The sequence below is a fragment of the Collinsella sp. CLA-ER-H5 genome, from assembly GCF_040092375.1.
Lineage (GTDB): Bacteria > Actinomycetota > Coriobacteriia > Coriobacteriales > Coriobacteriaceae > Collinsella.
Map to the genome: position 1 here is coordinate 1 of NZ_JBBNLR010000010.1, position 14,009 is coordinate 14,009.

A 14,009-nucleotide genomic window follows, 5' to 3' on the forward strand; every position below is an offset into this window, starting at 1 on the left:
GGTGCAAGGGCGGCGACGTCCTCAGCCGAGCCGCACTAATCGCCCGAGCTCTTCCGGAACCGCACCTCGCGGCCCGCGGGACATGCGCTCTGAAGCGCGGTCCGGGCACGAGGATGCCCCCGAGTCAGTTCCCTCCCCTATGCGCCATGCGGCCCCCAGGGCACGTGAGTAGACACCCGGACACCGTAACGGTGGGCGCCGCCCACCGGTCAGCGGCCAGAGCATGGGGGGCACGCCCGGTCCCGTTCCGAACCCGGAAGCTAAGCCCCATCGCGCCGAGAGTACTGCGGGGTCAGCCCGTGGGAGGCCAGGGCGCCGCTGACCGGTGGACGGCACCGAGCCGTCATCGAACTTGGAAGGGGGAGGTCTCGCGGCCTCCCCCTTTTTGCGTTATATACATGTTGTGCTTTGGGACCTAGCTTCCCCGTATGCGCTCTTACTGTTTGGCTGTTTTTTGAGTCCATCTAGTTTATTTGAGCGATAATTACTCGCATTGGCGTTAGGGAGGGCTTGATGTTTACCGTATTTGTCTTGGGCAATATTGCTTCGGGTAAGTCGACTGCCTGCCGCTATTTCGAATCTCGTGGCGCTATGCTTATCGATCTGGATGAGCTTGCAAAATCGCTGTATGTGCCGGGCTCTGATATCGTCAATGCTCTCGCGGATGAATTCGGTTGGGACATTTTGGATGAGGAAGGCGGCATTCGCCGCAGTATCCTCGCTTCTCGAGCTTTCGCTTCTCCTGATTCGGTCGCACGGCTCAATGGCATCGTGCATCCCGTTCTGATTGAACAGCTTTCGCTTAGGATTCTCGATCCGGTTTGTTGTACGGTTTCATCTCCCCGTTATCCCTTTGCGGTGGTCGAGGTTTCAGCTCCGACTGGTTTTGAGGATGCATTTGGCTTGGCTGATGAAATTCTGGTCATTAGCGCCCCTTTGTCAGTTCGTCGCGAGCGCGCTATTCAACGTGGCATGGAGCCATCTGATTTCGATGCCCGTTCTGCTTGCCAGCCCGATGAGTCTGCGCTGTGCAATCTCGCTACAACGGTGATTGATAATTCGGCAGCCGATAATTCGCTCTTTGAGCAGCTTGACTCATGGCTTGCATGCCACGGGTTTATAGATACTCCGGATAAGGAGGAGGCCGATGCCTAAGGCACGTTTCTTTACGTGGTATCGCGTGGCGCCACTTGCCGTTGTGTTCGTCTTCGGCCTTATTTCGCTCGTCTACTCGTGTGCTCCTGCCGCTTTCTTTAAGCCGCTGTATCCGATTGACTACGAGGCGTATGTAAAGCAATCCAGTATTTCGCATAATCTGGATCCGTATCTGGTGTGCGCTGTCATTAAGTCGGAATCGAATTGGGATCCCGAGGCCGAGTCGAATCAGGGTGCTCAGGGATTGATGCAGCTGATGCCCGAGACTGCCCAGGACATGATCGCCAAGGGCCTTGTCGACGGAGGGGAGTATTCGGTCGACAATCTTAACGATCCGGCTACGAATATCGAGTTTTGCTGCGCATACCTCTCGTATCTTCTCGCCTATTTCAACGGGTCGACGGATAGTGCCATCGCCGCCTATAACGCCGGTATGGGCAATGTCGACGGATGGGCGCAGCAGAACACGTCACTCCATAATGCGATTACCTTCCCTGAAACTCAGGCTTATCTGATTCGCGTCAATAATGCCTGGGTTCGATATAAGACTCTCTATCCCGATCGGTTCGTATAGGACTAAGCCCACCGCCTGCGTATACTGCAGATGTACGAGTTAGGAGTATCCATGGCGGAATTTGAAGTAGAACGCGTTGGTGGTGAACTTAAGCGCTTTGGCGTTGAGGGCGCTGATGTGCCGTTTAAGGTCGTGTCTCCATACGAGCCCGCTGGTTCCCAGCCTAAGGCCATTGAGTCACTTGTGCGGGGCGTGAGGGACGGAGACCGCTATCAGGTTTTGCTGGGTGTGACTGGTTCGGGCAAGACCTTCACGATGGCAAAGACTATTGAGGCCCTGGGAAAGCCGACGCTGGTCATGGCCCCCAATAAAACGCTCGCTGCTCAGCTTGCGAGCGAGCTCAAAGAGTTCTTTCCCAACAACGCTGTGGTCTACTTCGTCTCGTACTACGACTACTATCAGCCCGAGGCGTATGTGCCGCAAAGCGATACATATATCGAGAAAGACTCCTCGATTAACGAAGAGGTCGAGATGCTGCGCCATCAGGCGACCGCGTCACTGCTCTCTCGACGTGATGTGATCGTTGTCGCATCGGTCTCGTGTATCTATGGCATTGGCTCTCCTGAGGACTATGCGGGTCTGGCTCCAAACGTCGACAAGAAGGTGCCGCTCGAGCGCGATGACTTTATCCATGCACTTATCGACATTCAATATGATCGCAATGACTATGACCTGGCACGTGGCACGTTCCGCGTGCGCGGCGATGTTGTCGACGTGTATCCGCCTTATGCCGAGCATCCGTTGCGGTTTGAGTTCTTTGGCGACGAGGTCGAGCTGATTGCCGAGATCGATGAGGTCACCGGTGAGATGCTTCGTGAGTACGAGGCCATTCCCGTATGGCCGGCATCGCACTACGTGACCGAGAAGCCGAAGGTCAAGGCGGCTCTGAAATCGATCAGCGAAGAGTGCGAGAAGCGCGTGGCGGAGCTCAAGGCGACCGACAAGTTGCTCGAGGCGCAGCGTCTGCAGCAGCGTACCGATTATGATCTTGAGATGCTCGAGACGATGGGCTTTTGCAACGGCATCGAGAACTACTCGCGTCATCTGGACGGTCGCAAGCCGGGTGAGCCGCCGTTTACCCTAATCGATTACTTTCCCAAGGATATGCTCTGCATCATCGATGAGAGCCATGTGACGGTGCCGCAGATTCGCGGCATGCACGAAGGTGACCGCTCGCGTAAGGTGACGCTGGTGGAACACGGTTTTCGCCTGCCCTCGGCGCTCGATAACCGCCCGCTTCGTTTCGATGAGTTTGAGGCAAGGATCCCCCAGTTTATCTATGTTTCGGCCACGCCGGGCGACTACGAGCTGCGGGTGAGCCAAAACGACGTGGAGCAGATTATTCGTCCGACCGGCCTGCTCGACCCCAAGATTGACGTGCGTCCAGTTCGCGGTCAGATTGACGATCTTGAGGACGAGATTCGCGAGCGCGTTGCCCGCAAGGAGCGCGTGCTGGTGACCACGTTGACCAAACGCATGGCCGAGGACCTGACCGACCATCTGCTCGACGCGGGCATTAAGGTCAATTACATGCACTCTGATACGGCGACAATGGACCGTGTCGAGATCCTGCGAACGCTGCGCGAGGGCAAGATCGATGTTCTCGTTGGCATCAACCTGCTTCGCGAGGGCTTGGATCTTCCCGAGGTCTCACTGGTGGCAATTCTCGATGCCGATAAGGAAGGCTTCTTGCGCAACCGCCGTTCGCTGATTCAGACGATTGGCCGTGCGGCCCGTAACGCCGATGGCGAAGTCATCATGTATGCAGACGTTGTGACCGATTCGATGAAAGAGGCCATCGAGGAGACGCAGCGCCGTCGCGAGATTCAGATGGCATATAACGAAGAACATGGCATTGTGCCCAAGACGGTGCGCAAGGCCATCAACGACATCTCAAGTTTTATTGCCGAGGCCGAAAAAACTGTGGGCTCCAAGGGTCGCTCGAAGGGCGACTCTCTTGGCCATGGCGCATTCTATACGCCCGATGAGTCGGGCGAGGGCGGTGTGCCAGAAACGGTGGCGCCCGAGCAGACACTTGCGGAGCAGTTGGAAGAACTGCCGCATGACGAGCTTGTGCGGATCGTCGAAACCATGGAAGAGGATATGCGTAACGCTTCTGCCGCCATGGACTTTGAGGAGGCGGCGCGCCTGCGCGATGCTGTCGTTCAGATTCGGGCGATGCTCGAGGGTGCGTCTGAGGACGAGACGATCGAGCGCTTACGTTCGCAGGCCCGCAAGGGTTCCACGTTCGCATCGGGCAGAAAACGCCAGGGTGCACGGTTTAAGAAATAGCGAACAGGCCCCGAGTTCCCTGTCGAGCTCGGGGCCTATGTCTTTTGCGCGCTGGAATTCGTGCGTTAGAGGTCTGCGATCAGGGCTTCAGCACAACGGATGCCGTCGGTGGCCGCGCTCATGATGCCGCCGGCATATCCAGCTCCCTCACCACAAGGGTAGAGGCCCGGGGTCGACACGGCATGGCACGTTCGGTCTCGGGTGACAGTGACCGGTGAGCTCGAACGAGTCTCCACGCCGGTAAGAACGGCATCGGGACGGTCGTAACCTCGTAGCTTTTTTCCGAGTAGGGGAAGTCCCAGGCGGAGCGACTCGACGATATGCTGCGGCAGGGCTTCGTCAATTGCCGTCCAGGTCACACCGAGCGGATAGGTGGGCTTTACCTTTCCGGGCGCCCTGCTGGCGCGTTCTGCGAGGAAATCTCCGACGAGTTGTGCCGGTGCGTTCCAGTTGGAACCGCCCAGGCGATAGGCGGCCGCCTCGCAGGCACGCTGGAGCTCGATGCCGGCGAGCGGGTCATCGTTGGGAAGGTCCTCAGGCGTGACGTTAACGAGCAGGGCGGCATTTGCGTTGCGTCCGTCGCGGGCATTGAGACTGGCCCCGTTGACGCACAGATGGCACGGTTCTGAAGAGGCGGCAACAACCTGTCCGCCGGGGCACATGCAAAACGAGAACACGCTGCGGCCGTTGGGGAGATGGGCGACGAGCTTGTAGGGGGCTGCCCCGAGCGCTGGATGTCCCGCCGAGGCTCCATATTGGGCTCTGTCGATGTCGCGTTGCGGATGCTCGATGCGAACGCCCATGGCAAAGGTCTTTTGTGCGAGGGCCACGTTGTGGTCCTTAAGGAGCTCAAAAATATCGCGAGCAGAATGCCCGCAGGCGAGGATGAGGTGCTTTGTCTCGATTGGCTCGTAAGCGGCGTCTTGGGACGATTGGACATCAATACCGGTGATGGCGCCAGACGCGTCGATGTGAATGTCGACGAGCTTTGTTCGATAACGGACGATACCTCCGAGCTGCTCGATGCGCTGGGATATAGCGGTGACAACCGTGGGAAGGATGTCGGAGCCAATGTGCGGCTTGGCATCCCACAGAATATCGCGGGGCGCACCCGCCTCGACGAAGGTTTCGAGGATAAGGCGATGGGCGGGATTTTTTGTTCCCGTATTGAGCTTGCCGTCCGAGAAGGTCCCCGCGCCGCCCAGACCAAACTGGATATTACTCTCGGGGTCGAGGATGCGCTCCTTTAGAAAGAGGTCGATCGCATGCGAGCGGCGAAATGCCGGGTCGCCGCGCTCGATGAGCAAGGGCTTAAGACCTGCTTTGGCGAGCGTTAGCGCGGCGAAAAGGCCAGCGCATCCGGCGCCGACAACGACAGGGCGTTCTTGAGGTGCGTCGGAGACGGGGGTGGGGAATGAAGACCCATCGTCTTTTATCGCGCGTACGCGCGAGCGGTCACGCTCGGAAACGCTGTCGACCGCTTCTCGCTCGAGGTGGGGACTGGTCAGCTCAACACGAAAGCTCAGGATAAAATGGACGTCTCGTTTTTTGCGAGCGTCGATTGACTTGCGGTGGAGCTCGATGGACTTGATCTCGGAGTCTTTGCAACGTAGGACGCGCTTGGCGACTCGCTTGCCAACAATGAGGCAGGCATTTTCATCGCCGGCTTCATCGAGCGACGCGTTGACTTGGGTGATTTCAATCATCGAGGTCTCCTTAGAGGCAAGAAAGAGGCCGTCCGGTATCCCAGACGGCCCGAATGCGTTTTTGATTATAGACTGCGCGGCTACAGGCTGCTTGCAGCGCGAATGCCCGAGAGCCATGCCCACGCAAGGTTAAAGCCTCCGCAATCGGCGTCGATGTCGAGCGCTTCGCCGCAGACGTAAAGCGGGGTGTCGACAACGCTGCGCGCGCGTAGACTGGGTGTTGAGATGCTCTCGACAGATACGCCACCACGCGTGACCTGCGCCGAGCGCTCCTCGGCGGTTCCTTCGACGAGCAACTTAAAATGCTTGAGGATCGAGACCAGGTGGATGACATCGTTGGAGCCTGGATGGCACTGCTCGAACGCTGTGCAGACGACGCGGGAGAGTTGCGGGGCGAGTATGCCGTCGAGCCAACGGGGATCGCGGGGCGAAAAGCCGCCGAGCAGCTTAACGCGCCGGTTAAGCATATCGAGCAACTCGTCTTTAGAGAGGTCGGGGAAAACGTCGAGCAGGATCGTATCGCCGCGCTGGATACGACGGGAGAGGTTGAAGACAGCGACGCCCGAGATACCGAAGGTTCGAAACAGGACTTCACCGTCTTCGTGCCAGAGCTCATTATGATTGCGGGCGAGCGTCAAGCGGGCGCGGACGCGCAGGCCGTCCAACGTCTTGAGTGCCGCCCGATCGCCGACGACCGTTGCCGATACGGGGCAGAGGATGGGGCGCAGCGAAGTGAGGGGGAGGCTAAACGTATCGGCGATACCGGTGGGGTTGCCACCCGTGGCGATAATTACGGCATGTGCCTCCAGGGCCTCGTTCTTGCGAGGGACATCGGCGAGCGCTTTCCGAAGCGAGCGGAGCTCCGATTTTCGGTCGTCGTGCTTTTTTGCCTTGAGCGCCCGCGCTGGACGGTCTATTTGGAGTGTCCAGCCTTCGGAAGCTTTGTGCGCCGAGGCAACGTTGGCTCCGCAGATTAAGGTAATACCTAGGCGGTCGCAAACGTTGAGAAGCGCGTCGCGCACCGATTCTGCGCGAAGGGAGCGCGGGTATAGCCGGCCTTCCTCGGAGGTTGTCATGATGCCCAGCGAGGAGAAGAAACCCATAAGCTCTTGTTCGGGTTGGGGGCCCATGACAGATTCGACGAATGCGGGGTGGTTATACCGCTGAGGATCAATCGATTCGTTGGAGAGGTTGCAGCGGCCGTTACCGGTCGCAAGGAGCTTTAGGCCGCAGGCGACATCGCGCTCAACGATGCAGACGCTTTTGCCAGCACGTGCGGCCGTAATGGCGGCGGCGAGGCCTGAAGCCCCGCCGCCGATTACCAGGACGTCATAGAAGGCGCTCGTGTTCACTTAGGCCTCGTCGGTCTCGTGCGGGGTAATAGCCTCGACGGCAGAGACTGCCTTGGGCAACATGCCATCGGGCAGCGCGGTCTCAACCTCGCCCTTATCGCAGGCCTCGGCGAGTGCCGGATTAATGGGAAGCGTGCCCAAGATGTCGAGGTTATAGCGCTCTGCGACCTCGGGGAGCTTGCTTTTGCCAAAGACCTCGATCTTCTTGCCGCAGTCGGGGCACTCGATATAGCTCATGTTCTCGACGATGCCCAGAATGGGGACGTTCATCTTCTCGGCCATGTTGACCGCCTTGGCGACGATCATCGAGACCAGATCCTGCGGGCTCGTGACGATGACGATGCCGTCGACGGGCAGCGACTGGAAGACGGTGAGCGCGACGTCGCCTGTTCCCGGAGGCATGTCGACCAGCAGGTAGTCGATGGGGCCCCACGAGGTCTCGCTCCAGAACTGCCTAATGGCGCCTGCGATGACCGGACCGCGCCAAAGGACGGGGTCGGTCTCGTTTTGGAGCAGCAGGTTGGAGCTCATGACCTTGACGCCGTGCTCGGAGATTTCGGGCAGCATAAGGTTGCCAAGGGCATGGACGTGGCGTCCGCTCATACCGAACATCTTGGGGATAGAGGGACCGGTAATGTCGGCATCGAGGACGCCGACCTTGTGGCCGTGACGGGCAAGCTCGGTGGCGATGGCACCGGTGACAAATGACTTGCCGACACCGCCCTTGCCGGAAAGCACGGCGATGACGCGCTTGACCTCGGACAGCGTGTTCTCCTCAAATTGCGACGGCGACGTTTGTCCGCCGGCGGCCTGTGCGTGTTCGCAACCCATGTATGACTCCTTTGTATATGCTGGGGCCGGGGCCCCGCGATGTGACACGAGCGTCATTGTACCCTCGTTTGCGAGCGGGAGTCATTTGCGATGCGTTTGGGCCGAGCGTGCTTGCAATACGATGGGCCCAAGCGAATGGGTGGGCTTACTGAACTTTGCTGGCGAACTCGAGGTATTGCATGCGCTGCAGCTTGTCGATCGTCGAGGCGTAGGGGCTGTCTTCCGATTCCAAGTCGTAGCGCAGCCCGTCGGCACCGAGATAGCCGGCGACATTGATGGTGGGCACATCTGACCTTGTCGCAAGTAGGGCCTTTTGGTAATTGGTGAGCGGGACGCCGATCTTATTAAGGGTAATGGCTGCAATCTCGTTTGCCCCGACGGTGTCGTAGACGTTGAGCTCGGTATTGCCGGCGATCTCATAGTTAGCCCAGACGAGATATGTCGACTGATAGATACGGAAAGCGTGGCTTGCCGTATCTTCCTGAGGGTACAGCTCGTCGTTGAGAGTCGTCGCGGCGCTCGGCTGATGGTCGCCAAAAAAGACAAGAACAACCGGTCTGCCGATATTGCGGAGCTCGTTGATAAAGTACTCGAGGTCCCGGTCGGATGCGTTGATGCAGGTGAGATAGGTGTTGAGCGCGCTGTTGGCACCCTCACTGGCTCCCTCGACCCAATAGTTTGTCAGCTCTTCGGCGGGAACGGTGCCATAGTCGTAGCCGCCGTGATTTTGCATCGTGACGTCAAAGATGAACTGCGGGGCTTCGTCGGTTCTAAGCAGGTCGAGTATCTTGTCGTAGGTGGCGTAGTCGCATACGCCGGCATGGTAATAGGACGCACCTTCGAAATCGCCGATTGAAAGAAAGTTTCCAAAGCCAAGCTGCTGATAGATTTTATCTCGATGGTAGTTGACGGGGTTTTGCGGGTGCATAGCGGTAGTGGTATACCCAAGCTCTTTAAGGTCCTTTGCCAGGCTGTTGACGCCATTCATCTGATACAGCTGATAGGGAATTTTGCCTAATCCGACAAAGGCCGTTGTCGCTCCGGTCAAAAATTCGAATTCGGAGTTCGCCGTTCCGCCACCGGCGACCGAAGCGAGCATGGTGCCGCGAACAAGTGTGTCGGGAAGCGAGTTGTAGAATGCGGGGCCGGTGTACCCGGCCGCCTGGAGCTGCTCAAAGCACGAAAGGTCGCTAAAACTCTCGTTCATGACGGCAACAATCGTCGGCCTGATTTCATTGAACTGGGCAACGGCCGCCGCGCGCTGCTCGCTCGAGCCATATGTGCTGTCGTAGACGGCGGCGAGCTCCTGCTCGATGCTCTGCGCCTCATCGGGCGTATAGTCTTCGGGCTTCTCAATGGGCAACTCGTTGACCATTTCGGTGAACGAAGTAATAAACCCCTGAGACGCATACGTGGTGATGGGCTGCCAACGGTCAAATCCAAAATTCAGTGCCTGCTCCAAGTCGATGCTGGAAAAGCCCGAGAGCCCCACAACGGTCACTAGCAGAAAAGCGCAGAGGTTGGCGGCGATTGCGGGGAAGACATGGGTGGGCGTACGGAGCTTTCGCGGTCGGATAAGCGAAAGAAGCCCCAGGGAAATCTCCAGCATGGCTAGAGAGGTTACGATTGCGGCGGTAAAGGTAAACTCGTATCCCTCGCTCACTTCCATTGCGGTGCCAAGGGCCAAGATATCGCTTGGCAGGATGGCTTCGCCTTTAAACGTTATGACGAAGTGCTCGGCAATGCCAAGGATGCAACAGACGACGGGCACGAGGGCCATGACGCCTCCATGACGCTGTCCCAGCAAATAAAGGGAGAGCAGAACCGTCGCGAGCAGCCCGACGGAAAACCCGAATGAGTTGGCGGGAATGCGATAGAACGTTTCATTGCAGGCAATTTCGAGTGAAACGAACGAGAGCGCTGAAACAGCGGCGATGACAAGGATGTCACGGCAAATACAGGCAACTGTTCCCGTCGCAAGGTCGGTTTGGTCGATAAGTCCCGAAACCAAGGGCTCGACAAGAAGCATGACGGCGGCAGCACCGAGCGCCGAATAAGAAAGGACCCATAGGGAGCTGCCCTCATTTACGAGCAATTGATTCGTAACCCATGCAGCTACCACGCCGAGCGGGATGAGGAGCGTCGCGCACCAAAAGACGCGGGCAATGGGTGGCTTTTCGTTGCGTTTGATTGAAAAATACACGCGCACGATGACGGCGGCTACGATAAGGACGGCGATGAATATGGGCAGATTGGCCATGTCGCTCGAAGTGATTTCAAGGGGGATATCTTCGGTCATGGACGTTCCTCTGGTACAGCAAATTAAGTTCAGTATTAGATTACTGTAACCTTTCCACGGCATTTCGAGAAACAAAGCGCCCGATACGCAAAGCTAAAGGTCTGCGAATCTTGTATTACGAACATCTGTGCGCGTCGAGTGCGCTAAACTCATCGGCAGTATGATTCGATGCAATAGGAGGCAAGGAGCTTCCATGTCTGATTCTTCTATCGTTATTCGCGGCGCTCGTGAGCACAACCTCCGTGATATCGATGTTTCCATTCCGCGTGACCAACTCGTGGTCATTACCGGTCTTTCTGGCTCGGGCAAGAGTTCGCTGGCATTCGACACTATCTATGCCGAGGGCCAGCGTCGATACGTCGAGAGCCTTTCGAGTTATGCGCGCCAGTTCTTGGGCCAGATGGACAAACCCGACTTGGATTCAATCGACGGCCTTTCGCCGGCTGTCTCAATTGATCAAAAGACGACATCCAAGAACCCGCGCTCGACGGTTGGCACCGTAACCGAGATTTATGACTATCTGCGCCTGCTGTTCGCCCGTGTGGGCACCCCGCACTGTCCCGAATGCGGCCGTGTCATTGAGCGTCAGACGACCGATCAGGTTGCCGACAAGGTCTTGGCGGCGGGGGAGGGCCGCCGCGCGTTTGTGCTGGCACCGGTGGTACGCGGGCGAAAAGGCGAGTACACCAAACTGTTTGAGGACCTTCGCGCCGAGGGCTTTAGCCGCGTGCGTGTCGACGGCGAGGTTCGCTCGCTTGATGACCCTATCGATTTGGATAAGAAATTCAAGCACGATATCGAGGTCGTGGTCGACCGCATCGTGATTCGCGAGAACTCGCTGGGCCGTATTGCCGAGTCCGTTGAACAGGCGACTGCGCTGGCGCACGGCAATGTGAACGTATACTTGCTGCCCGACCGCGACGCTCCCGAGGGGACCGAAGGCGAGTTGCTGGAGTATTCGCTGGCGTTGGCGTGCCCGGAGCATGGGCACTCCATCGATGACCTGCAGCCGCGTGATTTCTCGTTCAACGCGCCCTATGGCGCGTGCCCAGAGTGCGATGGCCTGGGCTTTAAGAAGACGGTCGATGCCGAGGCCCTAATCGAAGACCCCTCGAAGTCGATCGCCGACGGGGTTTTTGGCAGCCTGTTTGGCAACTCTAACTACTATCCGCAGATTTTCGCTGCGGTCTGCAAACACTTTAAGGTGAGCGTCGATACGCCGTGGGAGGATCTGCCTCCGCGGGTGCGTCGCGCGTTTTTAGACGGCATGGGCGACCAGAAGATTTCGGTCGACTATCAAAAGCTCGATGGGCGCCGCAGCCAGTGGGACACCAAGTTCTCGGGCGTGCGCAATATCCTGTACGAGCGCTATACCGAGACGACGAATGAGAACACCAAGGCGCGCTTGGAGAAGTACATCCGCGAGGAGCCGTGCGCGAGTTGCCATGGCGCTCGTCTGCGCCCCGAGATGCTCGCCGTTACCGTAGGCGGTAAGTCCATTTACGAGGTCTGCTGCCTATCGTGCCGCGAGTCGCTCGAGTTTTTTGAGGGCTTGGAGCTTACCGAGCGCCAACAATTTATCGGCGGGCGCATCGTTAAGGAAATCCTGGAGCGCCTGCGCTTTCTGGTCGATGTCGGACTCGACTATCTGACCCTCGACCGTGCCTCGGCGACGCTTTCCGGAGGCGAGGCCCAGCGCATTCGCCTGGCAACGCAGATCGGCGCCGGTCTCATGGGTGTCCTGTACATTTTGGACGAGCCATCGATCGGCCTTCATCAGCGCGATAACGAGCGCCTGATCAAGACACTTGAGCGCCTGCGCGATATCGGCAATACCGTCATCGTCGTCGAGCATGATGAGGATACGATTCGTGCTGCCGACTATGTGATCGACATGGGCCCCGGCGCGGGCGTGAACGGCGGACACGTGGTCGCCGCGGGAACGCCTGCCGATATCATGGCATGCCCCGATTCGATGACGGGTGCCTACCTGACTGGCAAGCGAATGATTCGGGTTCCCGATAAGCGCCGAAAGCCCGGTCGCGGCTGCCTTAAGATCACGGGCGCCCGTGCCAACAACCTTAAAAACGTTACCGCCAAGATCGAGTTTGGTACGCTTACGGTCGTTACCGGCGTGTCGGGATCGGGCAAGAGCTCCCTGGTTACCGACACCATTGCGCCTGCGCTTACGAATGCCATTCACCGTTCGACGCGTCCTGTGGGCCCGTACAAAAAGCTCGAGGGTATCGAGTGCATCGATAAGGTGATCGACATCGACCAGTCGCCGATTGGCCGCACGCCGCGTTCCAACCCTGCTACGTACATTGGCCTGTGGGATGATCTTCGCGCGCTGTTTGCGAGTACGCCGGAGTCGAAGGCGCGCGGCTACTCGCCGGGACGTTTCTCCTTTAACGTGAGCGGCGGTCGCTGCGAAGCATGCAAGGGCGACGGACAAATTAAGATCGAGATGCACTTCCTTCCCGATATCTATGTCCCCTGTGAGGTCTGCGGCGGCAAACGCTATAACCGCGAGACGCTTGAGGTCACTTACCGTGGTAAGACCATCTCGGACGTGCTCGACATGAGCGTCACCGAGGCACTGGCCTTCTTTGGGAATATCCCGCAGATTAAGCGCAAGCTCCAGACGCTGTACGATGTAGGCTTGGGCTACGTGAGCCTGGGCCAGCCCGCCACGACGCTCTCGGGCGGCGAGGCGCAGCGTGTGAAGCTCGCCAAGGAGCTTCATCGACGCCAGACGGGCAAGACGTTCTATATTTTGGACGAGCCGACGACCGGCCTTCATTTTGAGGACGTCCGCCAGCTGCTCGATGTGCTGCAGCGCTTGGTCGATGCGGGCAACACGGTGCTGGTGATTGAACACAACCTTGATGTCATCAAGGTTGCCGACCGCCTGATCGATATGGGCCCCGAGGGCGGTAACGGCGGCGGAACCGTTGTGGTTTCGGGCACACCGGAGCAGGTTGCGGACTGTCCGCAGAGTTATACGGGCAAGTTTTTGGCGCCGTTGCTCAGGCGTGACCGGGAGCGTCAGGCTCAACTTGATGCTCAATAAATAGGCGATTCAGTTTATGGGCGCCATCGACTCCTTGTGATTCGATGGCGCTTGCTGTGTCGAAGTGACGTATGCAGCCGAATTGGACATATACTTAATTCTTGCGTCCGAATGCGAGGGAAAGGATATGCCATGGCAAAGGCTGTAAAGACGCCAAAAACCAATGCGATGCGCGAGCTGGAAAGCGCCGGCATTTCCTATGTTCTACATACGTACGAAGACGATGGTGATGAGTCGGCGGGCCTGGGGGTCGCGATTTCGGAGCAGCTTGGCGAGGAGCCCGGTCAAGGATTTAAGACCTTGGTCTGCGTGACGCCGTCCAACGACCAAGTCGTGTGCTGCATCCCTGTTGCCGACGAGCTCGATCTAAAGTCCGCCGCGCGTGCCGCGGGGGAGAAGTCCTTGGCCATGATGCATGTGAAGGATTTGCTTGCGGCGACTGGCTACGTTCGCGGCGGCTGCAGTCCGGTCGGTATGAAAAAACGCTACCGGACGCTCATTGATGAGACATGTGTCCTTTGGGATACCATTTTTATCTCGGGAGGCAAGCGTGGTTATCAGCTCGAGCTTGCACCTGATGATTTAATTGCATTTTGCGGGGCGACAGTTGCCGCGATTACGAGAGAGGACTGAGCGATGCCGCAGGAAGAATTGAAGCGCGGAGCTCATTTTGCAGAAGAATCTGCGCCTCAGACACCCTCATCCGAAGTTTCTTCGTCGCGAGATG

9 protein-coding genes and 1 rRNA gene are annotated in these 14,009 nt (G+C 58.1%); 6 read left to right on the forward strand and 4 right to left on the reverse strand.

Annotation, left to right across the window (positions count from 1 at the left end):
- Positions 1-208 precede the first annotated feature (208 nt).
- From rrf to uvrB, 4 genes are all read left to right on the forward strand, one after another.
- Positions 209-324 (forward strand): 5S ribosomal RNA (gene rrf, locus AAAX31_RS05010).
- Between the two features lie 189 nt (positions 325-513).
- Positions 514-1,155, forward strand: coding sequence for a dephospho-CoA kinase (coaE, locus tag AAAX31_RS05015; RefSeq protein WP_117746700.1), 642 nt, complete (start codon positions 514-516; stop codon positions 1,153-1,155).
- Positions 1,148-1,729: a lytic transglycosylase domain-containing protein gene (locus AAAX31_RS05020; RefSeq protein ID WP_349076386.1), complete on the forward strand. Its 582-nt coding sequence runs from the start codon at positions 1,148-1,150 to the stop codon at positions 1,727-1,729. Before coaE ends, AAAX31_RS05020 begins: the two co-directional genes overlap by 8 nt.
- Positions 1,730-1,780: 51 nt before the next feature.
- Positions 1,781-4,021 (forward strand): excinuclease ABC subunit UvrB, encoded by a 2,241-nt coding sequence (gene uvrB / locus AAAX31_RS05025; protein ID WP_117746698.1) that lies wholly within the window; start codon positions 1,781-1,783, stop codon positions 4,019-4,021.
- A 65-nt stretch (positions 4,022-4,086) separates the two neighbouring features.
- Here the strand turns inward: uvrB and AAAX31_RS05030 are convergent, their stop codons facing one another.
- The 4 genes from AAAX31_RS05030 to AAAX31_RS05045 form a co-directional block, all read right to left on the reverse strand.
- Complete coding sequence (locus tag AAAX31_RS05030) at positions 4,087-5,727, reverse strand: FAD-dependent protein (RefSeq protein WP_349076387.1); 1,641 nt, start codon at positions 5,725-5,727, stop codon at positions 4,087-4,089.
- Positions 5,728-5,807: 80 nt separating this feature from the next.
- Entirely contained in the window at positions 5,808-7,079 is a 1,272-nt protein-coding gene (locus AAAX31_RS05035; RefSeq protein WP_349076388.1) for an NAD(P)/FAD-dependent oxidoreductase, read from the reverse strand.
- Positions 7,080-7,910, reverse strand: a complete 831-nt coding sequence (locus tag AAAX31_RS05040; protein WP_006236172.1) for an Mrp/NBP35 family ATP-binding protein — start codon at positions 7,908-7,910, stop codon at positions 7,080-7,082.
- Positions 7,911-8,055: 145 nt separating this feature from the next.
- Positions 8,056-10,209: an LTA synthase family protein gene (locus tag AAAX31_RS05045; protein WP_349076390.1), complete on the reverse strand. Its 2,154-nt coding sequence runs from the start codon at positions 10,207-10,209 to the stop codon at positions 8,056-8,058.
- A 193-nt stretch (positions 10,210-10,402) separates the two neighbouring features.
- Between AAAX31_RS05045 and uvrA the strand changes: the two genes are divergently transcribed.
- On the forward strand, positions 10,403-13,282 hold the full coding sequence (gene uvrA, locus AAAX31_RS05050) for an excinuclease ABC subunit UvrA (RefSeq protein ID WP_349076392.1): 2,880 nt from the start codon (positions 10,403-10,405) through the stop codon (positions 13,280-13,282).
- 132 nt (positions 13,283-13,414) lie between these two features.
- Positions 13,415-13,915 (forward strand): Cys-tRNA(Pro) deacylase, encoded by a 501-nt coding sequence (gene ybaK / locus AAAX31_RS05055; protein ID WP_349076393.1) that lies wholly within the window; start codon positions 13,415-13,417, stop codon positions 13,913-13,915.
- Positions 13,916-14,009: the final 94 nt, after the last annotated feature.